We start from the raw sequence: 16320 nt of genomic DNA, 5'->3' as shown, positions 1-16320 counted from the left end.
CTGGATGGGCCTGATGGTGTCTCGAGGTGTCTGTAGTCCCGCACTGCCACTGTTGACGGGAAGGGTTCATGCGGATTGACCGGCGTTTGCTCACGCTCGCGTTCGGCGATCTGTTCTGGCGCACCTTCCTGCTGATCGCGCTGCTTATCGCGGTCAGCCTCGCGGCGTGGTTCCAGAGCTTTCGTGTGATCGAGCGGGAGCCGCGCGCGCAGCGCGTGGCGCTTCAGCTCGTCGCGGTCGTCAAGCTCACGCGCACGGCCCTGCTCTATTCCGATCCCGATCTGCGCCGCGCGCTGCTGCAGGATCTGGAGAGCAACGAAGGCGTGCGCGTCTACCCGCGCGAAACCACCGACAAGTACAAGCTCCAGCCCGACGAATCGCTCAATCGTCTGATTGAACACGACATTCGCGGGCGGCTTGGCGACGACACCGTCATCGCGCAGTCCGTGAACGACATTCCGGGCGTGTGGATCAGCTTCAAGATCGACGACGACGATTACTGGGTCGCGCTCGACCGCGACCAGCTCGATAACGTCACGGGCCTGCAGTGGGTCGGATGGGGCGTCTCCGCGCTCGCGCTCTCGCTGTTCGGCGCGGCCTTCATCACGAGTCTCGTGAACCGGCCGTTCGCGCGTCTGGCCATGTCCGCGCGCATGGTGGGTTCGGGGCAGTCGCCCGCGCAACTGCCCGAAAGCGGCATGGGCGTGGCCGCCGAAACCAATCGCTCGTTCAACCAGATGGTGCGCGACCTCGATCAACTCGAGGCCGACCGCGCGCTGATGCTCGCGGGCATCTCGCACGATCTGCGCACGCCGCTCGCGCGGCTGCGGCTGGAAACCGAGATGAGTCCGTCCGATCAGGCGACCAAGGATGCGATGGTCGACGACATCGAGCAGATGGACATGATCATCGGCCGCTTCCTGGACTACGCGCGGCCGGTGCAGCGTATGCCCGAGCGCGTCGATCTTTCGGTGATCGCCAGCGAAATGGCCGCGCGTATGGCGACCGAAGACGGCGTGCGCCTGATCACGCGCCTCGCGCCCACGGCGGTCATCGAAGCCGATGACACCGACGTGCGCCGCATCGTCGGCAATCTGCTCGAAAACGCGCGCAAATACGGTGCGAGCGAGTCGGACGGCATTCCTCACATCATGCTGGAAACGCGCGTCTCGCATTCGCGCGTGGAGCTTTCCGTCGTCGACGAAGGCCCCGGCATTCCCGAGGACCAGCTTGCGCTCGTCACGCGGCCGTTCTATCGCGTCGACAGCGCCCGTACGCAGGCCAACGGTACGGGTCTGGGCATGGCGATCGTGCAGCGTCTGGTGGGCCGTTATCGCGGCGCGCTGCGCCTGCGCAACCGGGCGCCTGGCCCGGGTCTGGAAGTGACCATCGAGTTTCCGCTCGCCAAAGGCGCCTGAGTCCGTCTGAGTTAGCGTTCCCCTCCTTGAAGTTGACCACGCCGCCGTGCAGGCTCGCGGCGTGCGTCGCCGTCCCCTGCCACAATCGAAGCGAAATCGTGCGCGCACGGGGCGCGCATCCGGCACGTCTTCAAGGAGCGACGCCATGAAAACCGTGGGCGACAAACTGGCAGCTTTCACCGTCACCGCCGCGAAGCCCGGCTTCAATCATCCTGAAGAAAACGGCGAATCGGCTTTTATCGAAATCACCGAGCAGACCTTCTCGGACAAGTGGAAGGTGATCTACTTCTATCCGAAGGATTTCACGGTGGTCTGCCCGACCGAGATCGTCGCGTTCGCGCAGTTGCACAAGGAGTTCGAAGACCGCGACGCGGTGCTGATGGGCGGCAGTTGCGATAACGAGTACGTGAAGCTCGCGTGGCGGCGCGAGAACCGGGAACTCGACCGCCTGAACCACTACTCGTTCGGCGACGTAAAAGGCGAGCTGATCGACCAACTCGGCATTCGCGACAAGGAAGCCGGCGTGGCGCTGCGGGCGACCTTTATCGTCGATCCCGACAACACGATCCAGCACGTGTCCGTGAACAGTCTCAACGTGGGGCGCAGCGCAGCCGAAGTGCTACGCGTGCTCGACGGGCTGCAAACCGGCGAGCTGTGTCCGGGCGGCAGAGAAGTCGGCGGCGCCACGTTCTGAGTTTCATCGCGGAGCACTCAGGTCTGCCCGGCCGCGGTACGCGCGGGCAGGCGGTTGCGGATCGCCGTCGTGAGCGGCGCTTTCCATTCCAGCACGCGCTTTTCGAGCAGTTGCCAGGACAGATGCGCGAGCAGCACGGCCAGCGCGAATTGCAGCACGAGCGGCAGCAGGTCCTGAGCGAACCCGGGCACATGCAGACGCGTGTAAAGCGCGGGCGCATCGCCCAGCTTAGACGGCACGAGGTTGTGGAACAGATAGAAGCCATAGCTGATGGTGCCCAGATACGCGAGCGGCCGCACTTCGAGCGCCGTCACCAGCGCGCTGTCCTGGCGGCGCACGATCCACAAAAATACCGCGCCCAGCGAAAGCGCGAGGCCGATATCGAGCAAACCGGGCAGCACGGCGCGCTGGGTCGCTTCGCAGCTCAGGCAATCGGCGCGCGCGAACGCAAACACGCCCAGACACGCGAACGCCAGCCCGCACCACAGCGCGGCAGGTAAATGCCCCCTCACCTGCACGCGCTCGCCGCCAATCGCCAATGCGCCGCCGAGCGCGAGCAAGGCGAAATTCCACGGCGAGAACGCGTAGACGAGCGGTTCGATGGCGCCGCTCGCGTAGAGCGCAAGATGCGCCAGCGCCGCCGCACAGATCATGCCGATGCAAATCCCCAGATGCCGCGACGCACGCGTGAAAAGCAGCGCGAATGGCGCGATCAGATAGAACTGCTGCTCGACCGCGAGGCTCCAGAAATGCGAGACCGTTCCCGGCCAGCCGTCATGCACGATACCGATCCAGAAATTGGACAGGAATGCGAAATGCCAGGCCAGCCCAAGCTCGACATCGCGTTGATAGAACCACGCATGCGCGATCGTCAGCGCGATCAGCAGCAGGTAATACACCGGGAAGATGCGCAGCGCGCGCTTGACGTAGAACACATAGAGCACCGCATCGCGACGCGCGCCCTGCTGCTCCACGCGCGCGCGATTACGATGCAGCTCGCCGATGATCAGATAGCCGCTGATCAGGAAGAACAGCCATACGCCGATCTTGCCCGCGTCGATCGCGTCGACGTGCGCCTTGTGCGAGAGGAACACCAGCATCACTGCCAGCGCCCGGAGACCGTCGAGGCCTTTCACGCGTCTTTCGAGTCCCGTCATTGCCCTTTCCGCTTCCGGATACGCGTTCAGGATACGGTGACAAAAACGGAAATAAATCGGCAAGAAAAGCAAAGGCGGTGATTGCATCTGCAACCACCGCCTCTGTTGTACGAGCGGGCACGCGGCCTGCGCGGATCAATCGATACATTCGCGGCACGCCGTTTGCGCGGCGCTTTCAACGCACGTTAGTCGATTGAGAAAAGCCCTTGTTTCAGGGCCTAAAACGCATTCTTACTCGCGCGTGAGCAGCACCGCTGCCTGCGCTTCGATACCTTCGCTGCGACCGAGATAGCCCAGCTTCTCGTTGGTCTTTGCCTTCACGTTCACACGATCGAGCGGCAACTTGAGGTCTTCCGCAATCGCGGCGCGCATCGCGTCGATATGCGGTGCGAGCTTCGGCGCCTGGGCGATCACGGTGCTGTCGACGTTGATCAGCTTGAAGCCGGCTTCTTCCACGCGGCGCAGGCATTCGCGCAGCAGCACGCGGCTGTTGGCGCCGTAGAACTGCTTGTCGGTATCCGGGAAGTGACGGCCGATATCGCCCAGCGCGGCCGCGCCGAACAATGCGTCGGTGATGGCGTGCAGCAGCACGTCGGCGTCCGAGTGGCCGAGCAGCCCGCGGTCGTAGGGCACCGTCACGCCGCCGATAACGAGCGGGCGTCCCGGGACGAGTGCGTGCACGTCGTAGCCTTGTCCGATTCTGATGTCCATGTGTGGGATTTCCGTGTGGGTGGTGCTGAGGTGATTGTGCTGTCGGGCGTTCAGGTCGCGGCGCCGAGAATCGCTTCGGCGAGCGCGAAATCTTCGGGGTACGTCACCTTGAAGTTGCGCAGGCTGCCCTGCACGAGACGCGGCGAATGACCGAGCCATTCGATCGCGCTGGCTTCGTCGGTGAGATCGTGACCTTCCTGCTGGGCGCGTTCGATCGCGCCGCGCAGCATGCCGATGCGGAACATCTGCGGCGTCTGGGCCTGCCAGAGGCCGTCGCGCGATTCGGTGCGTTCGATACGCGGGCCGCCCGGCACGTGATGCGGCGCGACGCGCTTGAGCGTGTCGGCCACCGGCAGCGCCATGATGCCGCCGACCGGGTCGTCCTTGAGCGCGTCCACGAGCGAGCGGATCAGCGCGGGCGTGATGCCGGGGCGCGCGGCGTCGTGCACGAGCACCCAGTCGTCGTCGCTGGCGCCGAATTCGGCGAGCGCGACCAGTCCGTTATAGACCGACGCCTGGCGCGAAGCCCCGCCGTTGCGGCGCACCGCGAAGCGCAAACCGCTGAAACGGCGCGCATCGAAGTGGTTATCGTCGGGAGAAATGACAACCAGGGTCTGGGTGAATTCGCTGCAGGCGTCGAACGCCGCGAGCGTATAGTGCAGGAGATCGCGCCCCGCTACCGTACGGTATTGTTTGGGCAGAATCGATCCCGAACGGCTGCCGGTACCGGCGCAGGGAATCAGGGCAAATAGGCGTGAGGTCACGGTGTCGCGAGCCGCATGAGTCAAAGTAAAGGACGGATTTTATAATAGGTCCTTTGCCCGCACGCACGACGACCGCAAGCAGCACCGGTCGACTCGCGTATTGGGCCAACCCTGGGCGCCCCCGCGGCCTGTCGAACGGCCGTACGGAATCACCCTGAATCGCCTTGAATCGCCTGCAGCGCGGATCGCATGCACCCAGGCGGTGCGCGCGGAGCCTGCATCCCACGATGCGCGCCGCCCGCCTCGCCCAGGCCAACCTGTTGCCCCTATGTCCGAAATCGCCGCATCCTCGAAGTCCCCGTCCGCTTCACCGGTCGCCGTCGTCAAGCCGGGGCAGCGCTATGCGTTCGACGGCACGCACGGTTCGTCCGATGCGCTCCTGATCGCCCGATACCACGAAGCCGCGCGCGACAGCGCCGGCGCCCCGCTGCTCGCGGTGATCTGTGCGAGCGCTGTGGACGCCCAGCGTCTCGCCCAGGAAATTCCGTTCTTCGCGCCCGCCGCGCGCGTGCGCCTGCTGCCCGACTGGGAAACGCTGCCGTACGACACCTTCTCGCCGCACCAGGATCTGGTGTCGGAGCGTCTGGCGACGCTGCACGATCTCGGCGAAGGTCGTTGCGACATCCTGCTGGTGCCCGCCACCACGGCGCTCTACCGCATGCCGCCGGCCTCGTTCCTCGCGGCCTACACGTTTTCGTTCACCCAGGGCCAACGGCTCGACGAAGCGAAACTCAAGTCGCAGCTCACGCTGGCCGGCTACGAGCACGTGAGCCAGGTGATGCGGCCCGGCGAATACTGCGTGCGCGGCTCGCTGATCGACCTGTTCCCGATGGGTTCGCCGCTGCCCTACCGCATCGACCTGTTCGACGATCAGGTCGATTCGATCCGCGCCTTCGACCCGGACAGCCAGCGCAGCCTCTATCCGGTCAAGGAAGTCCGTCTGCTGCCGGGGCGCGAGTTTCCGTTCGACGAAGCGTCGCGCACGGCATTTCGCAGCCGCTGGCGCGAAGTATTCGAAGGCGACCCGAGCCGCGCGACGATCTACAAGGACATCGGCAACGGCGTGCCGTCGGCCGGTATCGAGTACTACCTGCCGCTCTTTTTCGAAGAAACGGCCACGTTGTTCCACTATCTGCCGCAGAACGCGCAACTGGTGTTTTCGGGCGATCTGGACACCTCGATCCGCCGCTTCACGGCCGATACCCGGCAGCGCCACAACTTCCTCGCGCACGACCGCGAGCGTCCGATCCTGGAGCCGCAGCGCCTCTTCCTGACCGACGAGGACTTCTTCACGCTCGCCAAGCCTTTCGCGCGCCTCGTGTTGCCGGCGGCGAGCGCGGGCGGCTGGGCCACGCCGCTGCCCACGCTCGCAATCGACCGTCACGCCGACGACCCGCTCGCGTCGCTGCGCGGCTATCTGGACACTACGAAAAACCGCGTGCTGTTCGCGGTGGAATCGGCGGGCCGGCGCGAGACCATCGCACAACTGCTGGCCGATAACCAGTTGCGCCCCACTTCGTCGGATAGCTTCGAAGACTGGCTCACCGGCGACGAGCGCTTCACGCTCGGCGTCGCGCCGCTGTCGACCGGCTTCGCGCTGCCGGGCGAAAGCCTGACGATCATCACCGAAACCGAGTTGTACGGCCCGCTCGCGCGCCGCGCCGGACGCCGCCGCCAGGAACAGGCGAGCAACGTCGATTCGATGGTGCGCGATCTGTCCGAGCTGAAAGTGGGCGATCCGGTCGTGCACGCGCAGCACGGCATCGGCCGTTATCACGGCCTCGTGACGATGGATCTGGGCGAAGGCGACACCGAATTCCTGCACCTCGAATACGCCAGCGCGAGCAAGCTCTACGTGCCGGTTTCGCAGTTGCACGTGATTTCGCGCTACAGCGGCGCCGACCCGGACAGCGCGCCGCTGCATGCGCTCGGCTCCGGCCAGTGGGAAAAGGCGCGCCGCAAGGCCGCGCAGCAGATTCGCGATACCGCCGCCGAGCTGCTGAATCTCTACGCGCGCCGCGCCGCGCGCGAGGGCCACGCATTCGCGCTCGAACCGAAGGATTACGTGAAGTTCGCCGAGAGCTTCGGCTTCGAGGAAACGCCCGACCAGGCCGCTGCAATTGCCGCCGTGATCGGCGACATGACGAGCGGCAAGCCGATGGACCGTCTCGTGTGCGGCGACGTGGGTTTCGGCAAGACCGAAGTCGCGTTGCGCGCGGCCTTTATCGCCGTGATGGGCGGCAAGCAGGTGGCGATTCTCTCGCCCACCACGCTGCTCGCCGAACAGCACACGCAGACCTTCACCGACCGCTTCGCCGACTGGCCCGTGCGCATCGCGGAACTCTCGCGGTTCAAGAGCGCGAAGGAAGTCAGCACGGCGATCCAGCAGATCAACGAAGGCAGCGTCGATATCGTGATCGGCACGCACAAGCTGCTGTCTTCCGATGTGCAGTTCAAGCGCCTGGGTCTCGTGATCATCGACGAAGAACACCGTTTTGGCGTGCGCCAGAAGGAAGCGCTCAAGGCGCTGCGCGCCGAAGTCGACGTGCTCACGCTCACCGCCACGCCGATTCCGCGTACGCTCGGCATGGCGCTCGAAGGTCTGCGCGACTTCTCCGTGATCGCCACCGCGCCGCAAAAGCGTCTTGCCATCAAGACCTTCGTGCGCCGCGAGGAAGACAGCGTGATTCGCGAAGCGATGCTGCGCGAACTCAAACGCGGCGGTCAGGTGTACTTCCTGCACAACGAAGTCGAGACCATCGAAAATCGTCGCGCGATGCTCGAAGCGCTCGTGCCCGAAGCGCGCATTGCAGTGGCGCACGGCCAGATGCACGAACGCGAGCTCGAAGCCGTGATGCGCGATTTCGTGGCGCAGCGCGCGAACGTGCTGCTCTGTACGACGATTATCGAAACCGGTATCGACGTGCCGACCGCCAACACCATCCTGATCCATCGCTCCGATAAATTCGGTCTGGCGCAGTTGCACCAGTTGCGCGGCCGCGTCGGGCGCTCGCATCACCAGGCTTACGCGTATCTGCTCGTGCACGATCCGCAGGGTCTGACGAAGCAGGCGCAGCGCCGTCTGGAAGCGATCCAGCAGATGGAAGAACTGGGCGCGGGTTTCTATCTGGCGATGCACGACCTCGAAATTCGCGGCACGGGCGAAGTGCTCGGCGACAAGCAATCGGGCGAGATTCACGAGATCGGTTTCCAGCTTTATACGGACATGCTCAACGATGCCGTGAAGGCGCTCAAGGATGGCCGCGAACCCGATCTGAACGCCCCGCTCGCCGCGACCACCGAAATCAATCTGCACGCGCCCGCGATCCTGCCCGCCGATTATTGCGGCGATGTGCAGGAGCGTCTGTCGCTCTACAAGCGTCTGGCCAACTGCGAGCACGACGATTCGATCGACGGCATCCAGGAAGAGCTGATCGACCGCTTCGGCAAGATGCCGCCGCAGGCGCATGCGCTGATCGAAACGCATCGTCTGCGTCTGGCGGCGAAGCCGCTGGGCATCACCAAGATCGATGCGGGCGAAACGGTCATCGGTCTGCAGTTCGTGCCGAATCCGCCGGTGGACGCCATGCGCATCATCGAGATGGTGCAGAAGCACAAGCACGTGAAGCTCGCGGGGCAGGACAAGCTGCGCATCGAAACGCGCACCCCGGATCTGACGGTGCGCGTCGCCACGGTGAAGGAAACGCTGCGTGCGCTGGGTGCGCCCGCACGGGCCAACGCGCCGCGTGCGTAAGTACGCACACGCGCTTTAACGGATGATCCGACGCCTGAACCGGCGTCGCCTCCGCCCCCACGGCATGTTGCAGCGCGCCACGTCCGCGCGCGCTGCAACGCGCCTGCCGGCTTTGGCGAGTCCCACCCTTTTTGGTTAATATGGGATACCACTATGGGCAAGCCCAGCACGCCGGAGTCCACCATGAGTACCGCTGAAACAGCGCAGTCTTCCACGCAGTCCCCTGCATCCGCCTCGTCCGAACTTCCCGCCTCGCTTCCCTGGGTCAACCGTCTCGTGTCGATGGACACGGTCAGCCGTCATCCGAATCTCGGCCTGATCGAAACCGTGCGCGACGATCTGCGCGCACGCGGCATCGAATCGACGCTCACCTATGGCCGCGACGGCAAATGGGCCAATCTGTTCGCCACCTTGCCCGCGCACGACGGCTCGACGAATGGCGGCATCGTGCTGTCGGGCCACACCGACGTCGTGCCCGTCGATGGCCAGAAATGGGACAGCGATCCGTTCAAGCCGGAAATTCGCGACGGCCTGCTTTATGGCCGCGGCACCTGCGATATGAAGGGTTTTATCGGCGCGGCGCTCACACTCGTGCCTGAAATCCAGCAGGTCAAACTTGCGAAACCGCTGCATATCGCGCTGTCTTTCGACGAGGAGATTGGCTGCGTCGGCGCGCCCTTGATGATCGAGGAGCTCGTGAAGCGCGGCGTGAACCCGGAAGGCTGCATCGTCGGCGAACCGACCAGCATGCGGCCGATCGTGGCGCACAAGGGCATCAACGTTTATCAATGCTGCGTGCGCGGTCACGCGGCGCATTCGTCGCTCACGCCGCGCGGCCTGAACGCGATCGAATACGCGGCGCGCCTGATCTGCTACATCCGCGATATGGCCGATGAATTCCGCGCGCAAGGCCCGTTCGACGAGCTTTACGACGTGCCGTTCACCACCGCCCAGACCAGCACGATCGAAGGCGGCAATGCCGTCAACACGGTGCCTGCGGAATGCCGCTTCGCGTTCGAATTCCGCAATCTGCCGACGCTCGACCCCGATGCGATCTTCGCGCGCGTCGAGCAATACGCGCGCGAAACGCTGCTGCCGAAGATGCAACGCGAAGGCGTGGCGGGCGCAACGCCCGCGATCGAGTTCATGAAGATTGCCGCTGCGCCGGGTCTGGACGACAGCGAACAGGCCGCGATCACGCAACTCGTGCGCGCGCTCACCGCGGACCAGGCGCGCCGCAAGGTCGCGTACGGCACCGAAGCGGGCCTGTTCGCGCGCGCGGGCATTCCCACCGTGGTGTGCGGTCCCGGCGATATCCAGCAGGCGCACAAGCCCAACGAGTTCGTCTCGCTCGAACAGCTTTCGGCCTGCGAAGGATTTCTGCGCAAGCTGGTGCGCGGCATGTCGGTCGAAGCGCTCGGGCGCTGAATTGGATCACTGAGTTGGATCGCCGAATTGCGTCACTTAGTTGGATCACTGAGGCCGCTACGGTTTCACGCGCCGATCATGCAGGCACGCGACGTGCAATAAGTCTGATGTATCGGCGCTGAACCCCGCAAATTCGCCACTAATCTGGCACTCGGGCGCAATCGGCGAAATGTCAGGCAGTGTCAAATCGCTACCGTGATACGGGAGCGTTCGCTATCATTGCGCGAATGCATCGTTATGACCCCAGGCCCGTGCCGCCCCTTACCAAGGAGAGCCCGCTCATGAGCATGATTCAGGAATTCAAGGATTTCGCCGTCAAAGGCAATGTGATGGATCTCGCCGTCGGTGTGATCATCGGCGGTGCGTTCTCCAGCATCGTCAACTCGGTCGTGAAAGACCTCATCATGCCGGTGATCGGCGTGGTGACAGGCGGCCTCGACTTTTCGAACATGTTCGTGCGTCTCGGCCATATTCCCGATACGTTCAAGGGCAATCCCGATTCGTACAAGGATCTGCAGACCGCTGGCGTGGCCGTGTTCGGTTATGGCTCGTTCATCACCGTGCTGATCAACTTCATCATTCTCGCGTTCATCATCTTTCTGATGGTGAAGTTCATCAACAAGCTGCGCCAGCCGGAAGCGGCAGCCGCGCCCGCCGAGCCGCCGCCCACGCCCGAAGATGTGCTTCTGCTGCGCGAAATCCGCGATTCGCTGAAGAACAATCCGCGCTAAGCACAGGTTTTACCGGTTCAAAAGCAAAAAGCCCGCGTCGCCTTCAACGGCACGCGGGCTTTTTGACGTCATGCGGCTGGCGTTCAGGACGTGGCCGGATTCGATGCGTGATGATCGAGAGTCTGCGCGCGCTGCACCGCGGCTTCTTCGATCAGGCGCTCCAGTTGTTCGAAATTGACCGGCTTCGTCAGATGCGCGGTGAAGCCCGCATCGAGGCTGCGACGCACATCGTCGTCCGTGCCGAAGCCCGTTAGCGCGATGGCCGGCACCGTCGATTCCTTGCGGAACGCGCGGATAAAGTCGATGCCCGAACCATCCGGCAAGCCGATATCGCTCACCACGAGGTCGAAACGTTGTGCGGCCGCGAGCGCCAGCGCGCTCGCCACACTGGCCGCCACCGCGACCTCGTGACCCAGCGCGCGGATCAGTTGCGACATCACCTCCGCCGTATCTTCGTGGTCCTCGATCAGCAGGATATCGAGCGCGCCCGCCTGCTGCGGCGCGCAGTGGTCCGCCGGTTGCTGCGCGCCGGTGCCGGGCGTGGCCGTCGGCAGGACGATCGTGAAGGTTGCGCCGCAGTGCGCGCCAGGACTCTTCGCGCTGACCGTGCCGCCATGCGCCTCGGTCAGCGCTTTTGTCACCGCAAGCCCCAGCCCCAGACCGCCGAATTGCCGCGTCATGTTGTGGCTGCCCTGCTCGAAAGCGTGAAACAGCTTGCCGATCTGCTCGGGCGCGATACCGATGCCCGTATCCTCGACTTCGATCAGCACATGCATGCGTTCGTCGCGCGTGCGCACGTAGATATGGCCGCCATCGGGCGTGAACTTCGCGGCGTTGCGCACGAGATTCCAGAACATCTGCTGCATGCGCGCGCGATCGCCGCGGACATAGTGATGCTTCGCGTGCCGCTCGACATGCACGTCCTGCTGCTTGATCTGGATTTCGCTGTGAAAGAGTTCGAGCACGGCGTCGATGACTTCGTGCACATCGACGGTATCGAGCGTGAGGCTGAGCTTGCCGTTGGCCACGCGCGTGAGATCGAGCAGATCGTCGATCAGGCGCGCTTCGAGTTCGATATTGCGGCGGATCATCAGCACGCCCGCGCGCGCGGCTTCGGGCAAGTCGGGAATCTGTTCGAGCAGACGCGTGCCGGCCAGCACCGGCGTCAGCGGCGTGCGCAATTCGTGCGACAGCATGGCGAGAAAGCGGTCTTTCGCGCGATTGGCTTCTTCGGCGGTCTGACGCGCGGTCTGCTCGGAGGCCAGCAATAGTTCGCGCTCCTGGCTCGATTCGCGCTGCGCGTGAATGTCCGTGCAACTGCCGAACCACTTGTTGATGCCGCCGTGCGGGTCGCGCATCGCCACGATCCGCACATCGAACCATCGGTACGAGCCGTCGTGATGGCGAATCCGCAATTCGTGGCGGTAATCGTTGTTGTCGCTGCGCACGGCCTTTAGCCAGGTGCGGCGGATGTCCTCGCGATCGTCGGGATGCACGGCGTCGAGCCAGGCGAGGCCATGCGAAGCGCTCGCGTCCAGCCCCGTGTAATCGCGCCATTGCTTGGAGAGGAAATCGCAGTCGCCATCCGCGCCGCAGGTGAAAACGAGGTGCGGCAAGGCTTCCGAAAGCGTGCGGTAATGCTCCTCGCGATCGCGCAGCAACAACGCCTGATCCGATGCGCGCTGCAGCGACACCTGCGAGAGCACGCGCGCCACCGCTTCGGGCAGATAGTCGAGGTAATCGCCCGATTTCGGCACGACGTCGGAGACGCCCGCGCGCAACGCCGCAATCACGCGCGATTCATCGGTGAATCCCGTGACGAGAATCGCCGGCACGCGCACGTTGCCCGCGCGCAGGCGGCGGAAGAAGTCGAGCCCGGTTTCCGCGCCGTCGAGCTGATAGTCGAGCACGAGCACATCGGGCGTGCGCGCGGCGAGCACGGTGCTCGCCTCGGCCACGCTGCCGCAGGTGTCCACGCGCGCGCCCGCACGCACCAGCGATTTGCGCGCGAGCCGCAAAATGCCCTCGTCATCGTCGACGACGAGCACGTGCGCGCCCGTCAACAGGGTTGCTTCTTCGTTCATGCGCGTCGCGTCCCTCGGGGCTGGCTCCAGGTATGGAGCATGCGCAGTCTGGTCATGGTGGTCATGCGTGAATCAATCTCTCTCGCGGTCTGGTTCGTGCCGCTGGCTATCGGGTGCGGCCGGGTGCTGTCAGGTGCAGTCGGGTGACAACCGTGGGCTTCATCGACTCCGCCAGGCCGTATCGCGTTTTCAGGGACGCGAAAAACGATGCCCTGCCGGCAGTTTGACGACCTGCAGGAAAAACCCCAGCCGCCTCACCGCTTCGATGAACGCGTCATATTCGACGGGCTTCGTGATGTACACGTTGCAGCCCAGTTCATAGCAGCGCTCGATTTCACGCGGATCGTCGGTGGTAGTGAGCACGATCACGGGCACCGAGGCCGTCGCCGGTTCGGCCTTCAGCCGGCGCAATACTTCGAAGCCGTCCACGCGCGGCATGCGCAGATCGAGCAGCACGACGAAGTTGGCCAGATCCTCGCGCGACGGAAAAGTCGCTGCGCCCGGATTTTCTGTACCCGACGCACCCGGCGCGCCAAAAAAGTAATCGAGCGCCTCCTGGCCGTCACGAAAGCGCAAAAAGCCGTTGGACACGCCCGAGCGCCGCAGGTTGCGTTCGACCAGCGTGGCGTGACCGTCGTCGTCTTCGATCAGCACAATGCTCACGCGTTCACCGGCCAGCGCGGCGCGGTAATCAAGCAGTGCCTGCGGCGTTTGCGCTGCGTCAGCCTCGCCCGCCTGATCGGTCCGATCCGCGTTCTCCCCGTGCGTCATATGCCGCTCTCCGACGTCTTCACAAACGTTTCGATGATGTTCTATGCCGTGCGCAACGGCGCATCGGGCAAGGTGACGAAAAACGTCGAGCCCGCGCCTTCGGTCGATTCGACCCACATCTGCCCGCCATGGCGCTCGGCGATCCGTCGGGCGAGCGCGAGCCCCGTGCCCTGCCCGTCCGACTGGCCGCCATGCAGACGCTGGAAAGCGCGAAACAGCTTGGGCAGATAGGCGGCGGGAATGCCGATGCCATTGTCGCGCACATAATACGTCCGCGTGCGCGTCTCGGGCATGCGTGCTGCATCAAGCGCGCTGTTCGGCGCATTTTGAGGCGTTTTTTTGCTGAAATCCGGGCGCGCAGCGGCCATTTCGTCGATTTCTACGAGATCGCCCTCTTCGTATTTCGCCATCTCGTCGGGCAACACCGCGCCGATTTCCACCTGCCCCGGCCGCGACGGATCGAGATGGCGCAAAGCGTTATCGATCAGATTGCCGAAAATCTGTTCGAGCGCCGCCGGATCGCCCCATGCGGGCGGCAACTCGCCCACCATGATCTGCGCGCGCTGCGCGAGATCGGCGGTGAGACCGCTGAGCGCGCGCTCGACGATGCGCCCCATGTTCACGCGCTGCCAGCGGAATTCCAGCCGGCCCGCGCGCGACATGCGCAGCAGCGCGTCGATGATCGCCGCCGAACGCGAGACCGCCTGGCGCAGGAATTGCAACGATTCGGCCACATCGCCGTCGAGCACTTCGTTCATGCGGCGATGCTCGTCGGCGGGCAAACCGGCGCGGTCGATCTGCTCGCGCAGGTCCTCGCAGGACACCTGCAATTCCTTCGAAAAGCCCTGCAGATTCACCAGCGGCGAGCGCAGATCGTGCGACACGCTGTAGATGAACATCTCGTTGTCCTGGCTTTCCTGGCGCAGGCTGTCGTTGGCGGACGCCAAATCTGCGGCGCGCGCCTGCAACTGCAGCTTGAGCGCGGCCTGTTCGCGTTCGGCGTCGCGCAGGCGGTGGCTGGTCTGATTGAGCACGGCATCGAGCGCCGCGATTTCATCGTCGCCGGCCAGCGGCGCGGCCAGCGCCACACCTTCGCCCAGGCGTTGCGCATTGGCGTCGAGCGCCGCGAGCCGCAATCCCACGTTGCGCGCGAACACGAAGGCCGTGAGCGCCCAGATCAGCATCGAACCGACCACGGCAAAAATCAGCGCGTCCTGCTGGCGCTCGCGCGTCTCGCGCAACGAGGTGCTGCGGGCGACGTCGAGGCGCGTTTGTTCGGCGATAAACGCGTCGAGTTCGCTGCGCACCGCTTCGATTTCGGGCGGCAGGCCGCTTGCGCCCGCGTGCACCAGCGGACCGGCGTGGCCTTCGCGCAGCGCGTCGGCGATTTCACCGCAGCGCGCACGCCACGCACGCGCGTCGTTGTTGATGCGCTGCACGCGCGCGAGTTGTTGTGGATTGTCGGCCACGGCATGCGCGAGCAGCGCAATGCGGTCCGAGAATTCGGCCCACACGGCGCGCCGGTCGATAAACGAGGGATCTTCGAGCACGACCGCGGTACGCACCCGCGCGGCTTCGCGCAACAGCGGCTGGGCGAGGCTCGAAGCCTGCCAGAGAATCTGCTTGCTGGCTTCGGCGCGTTTGGCGGCCTGGGCGGCCTCGCCTTGCGTATCGAAGACGACGCCGAGCAGCGCCAGTTCGATGACGCTTGGAATCGCGATCAGCAACAGACCCTTGGCGAACAGTTTCATGATGGTCGGATTCAGTGGCGGCGGGCGCGCAAGGCGTCGCCGTGATGCTCGTGCGTGGGCCGCAGCGCCGCCCCGGCTCCGATCTGTCTGCCTGATGACCCAATTCGTACCCAATTCGCACATCGGTCGCGGCCAACCTGCGACCGATTCCCCGCGCGGCGCATCGTGCGCCGCAGGCATCAGAGCCGAAACATTATCGGCGCGAAATACCGAGATGACAATGTATGTGGCACTGCCCACCTCGCCGTGAGAAAAGCCGCCTTTTTCCCGAGAAATCGTCACACCGCGCGCGCGTGCGGGACTATTATTGAGACCGGAGACGAAAGAAAGACAGGGTAAGAGAAGCGGTAAAAGAAGCGAGAGAGCGCCGGGATACTTACATGAGCGCGACGTGCTGTCCGGCATGGCGTTTGCCTGACGCAAGGAGGATCTGGGCGCCGTCCCCACGGCCTGCATCCTCGCGAAAACGGCAGATCCATGGTGGATCGACGTGCGGCGCACCAATCCGGGAGTGGTCGCATGGGAACGCTGCGTGTCTTGCAATCCACCTTTTTCAGGCGAATTTTTATGTCCTTCCCGAAAAAGCGTAAACGCATCAAGGCCGATGGCGACGAGTCATTTCTCGCCGTACTGAGCCACTTCAAACCGTTCGGTCAACTGGACACGAAGATCGCGCGTGCGCGCGCCCAGGACGAGCCGGTGCTTTATGCCCATGTGCTGCCGGGTCTCGACGTGCTCCTGTGCAGCATGCGCGGCGCACAACCGCCGTGGCCAGGCACCGGCGAATTGCGCAAGCGCTGCATCGAATCCATTGCGCATGCGCTCGAGCAGCCGATCGAAGGGTTGGAGAACGGCGGCTACTGGTACGAAGCCGATGGTTTCGGCTTCCTGGTCTTCGCCAGCCGCGCGCGCGGCCGGATTCTGCCGGATTTCGGCGCCGGTCGACCCGGCGCAGGTTCGCGACGCCCGGCACGCGGTCAGGACGCGGCCGGCGATCCGGCACCGAAGCAGCAATTGCGCTGAGATCCACACGAAAACGCCCGACGCTATGTGAAAT

12 protein-coding genes are annotated in these 16320 nt (G+C 64.4%); 6 read left to right on the top strand and 6 right to left on the bottom strand.

Translation table 11 applies throughout. From position 1 onward, the window contains the following. Positions 1-68 precede the first annotated feature (68 nt). Together G3N59_RS05315 and G3N59_RS05310 are read left to right on the top strand one after the other, a co-directional pair. Positions 69-1418: an ATP-binding protein gene (locus G3N59_RS05315; protein ID WP_205981522.1), complete on the top strand. Its 1350-nt coding sequence runs from the start codon at positions 69-71 to the stop codon at positions 1416-1418. A gap of 145 nt (positions 1419-1563) precedes the next feature. Next, complete coding sequence (locus G3N59_RS05310) at positions 1564-2112, top strand: peroxiredoxin (protein WP_205981521.1); 549 nt, start codon at positions 1564-1566, stop codon at positions 2110-2112. 17 nt (positions 2113-2129) lie between these two features. Here the strand turns inward: G3N59_RS05310 and G3N59_RS05305 are convergent, their stop codons facing one another. The 3 genes from G3N59_RS05305 to ispD all read right to left on the bottom strand — a co-directional run bounded on the left by G3N59_RS05305 (position 2130) and on the right by ispD (position 4744). Continuing rightward, positions 2130-3269 (bottom strand): acyltransferase, encoded by a 1140-nt coding sequence (locus G3N59_RS05305; protein ID WP_205981520.1) that lies wholly within the window; start codon positions 3267-3269, stop codon positions 2130-2132. Positions 3270-3500: 231 nt separating this feature from the next. Then, entirely contained in the window at positions 3501-3980 is a 480-nt protein-coding gene (gene ispF / locus G3N59_RS05300) for a 2-C-methyl-D-erythritol 2,4-cyclodiphosphate synthase (protein ID WP_205981519.1), read from the bottom strand. Between the two features lie 50 nt (positions 3981-4030). Beyond that, positions 4031-4744, bottom strand: a complete 714-nt coding sequence (gene ispD / locus G3N59_RS05295; RefSeq protein ID WP_205981518.1) for a 2-C-methyl-D-erythritol 4-phosphate cytidylyltransferase — start codon at positions 4742-4744, stop codon at positions 4031-4033. A gap of 268 nt (positions 4745-5012) precedes the next feature. Between ispD and mfd the strand changes: the two genes are divergently transcribed. The 3 genes from mfd (at position 5013) to mscL (ending at position 10657) form a co-directional block, all read left to right on the top strand. Next, positions 5013-8498 carry a transcription-repair coupling factor gene (gene mfd / locus G3N59_RS05290; RefSeq protein ID WP_205981517.1) on the top strand — a complete coding sequence of 1162 codons (3486 nt, stop codon included), beginning with the start codon at positions 5013-5015 and terminating at the stop codon, positions 8496-8498. A 183-nt stretch (positions 8499-8681) separates the two neighbouring features. After that, positions 8682-9926 carry an acetylornithine deacetylase gene (gene argE / locus G3N59_RS05285; RefSeq protein ID WP_205981516.1) on the top strand — a complete coding sequence of 415 codons (1245 nt, stop codon included), beginning with the start codon at positions 8682-8684 and terminating at the stop codon, positions 9924-9926. Between the two features lie 281 nt (positions 9927-10207). Beyond that, positions 10208-10657: a large conductance mechanosensitive channel protein MscL gene (gene mscL / locus G3N59_RS05280; RefSeq protein ID WP_205981515.1), complete on the top strand. Its 450-nt coding sequence runs from the start codon at positions 10208-10210 to the stop codon at positions 10655-10657. A gap of 83 nt (positions 10658-10740) precedes the next feature. Here the strand turns inward: mscL and G3N59_RS05275 are convergent, their stop codons facing one another. The 3 genes from G3N59_RS05275 to G3N59_RS05265 form a co-directional block, all read right to left on the bottom strand. After that, positions 10741-12741, bottom strand: coding sequence for a response regulator (locus G3N59_RS05275; protein WP_205981514.1), 2001 nt, complete (start codon positions 12739-12741; stop codon positions 10741-10743). Between the two features lie 189 nt (positions 12742-12930). Next, positions 12931-13512 (bottom strand): response regulator, encoded by a 582-nt coding sequence (locus tag G3N59_RS05270; RefSeq protein WP_205981513.1) that lies wholly within the window; start codon positions 13510-13512, stop codon positions 12931-12933. Between the two features lie 41 nt (positions 13513-13553). Further along, positions 13554-15263: an ATP-binding protein gene (locus G3N59_RS05265; RefSeq protein ID WP_205981512.1), complete on the bottom strand. Its 1710-nt coding sequence runs from the start codon at positions 15261-15263 to the stop codon at positions 13554-13556. Between the two features lie 519 nt (positions 15264-15782). Between G3N59_RS05265 and G3N59_RS05260 the strand changes: the two genes are divergently transcribed. After that, positions 15783-16286 carry a hypothetical protein gene (locus G3N59_RS05260; RefSeq protein WP_205981888.1) on the top strand — a complete coding sequence of 168 codons (504 nt, stop codon included), beginning with the start codon at positions 15783-15785 and terminating at the stop codon, positions 16284-16286. The last annotated feature ends 34 nt before the right edge of the window (positions 16287-16320 follow it).

Source organism: Paraburkholderia sp. Ac-20340 (assembly GCF_017104965.1).
GTDB lineage: Bacteria > Pseudomonadota > Gammaproteobacteria > Burkholderiales > Burkholderiaceae > Paraburkholderia.
The sequence above is the reverse complement of the archived record's forward strand: the minus strand, read 5'-3'. Positions and strand labels throughout refer to the sequence as shown.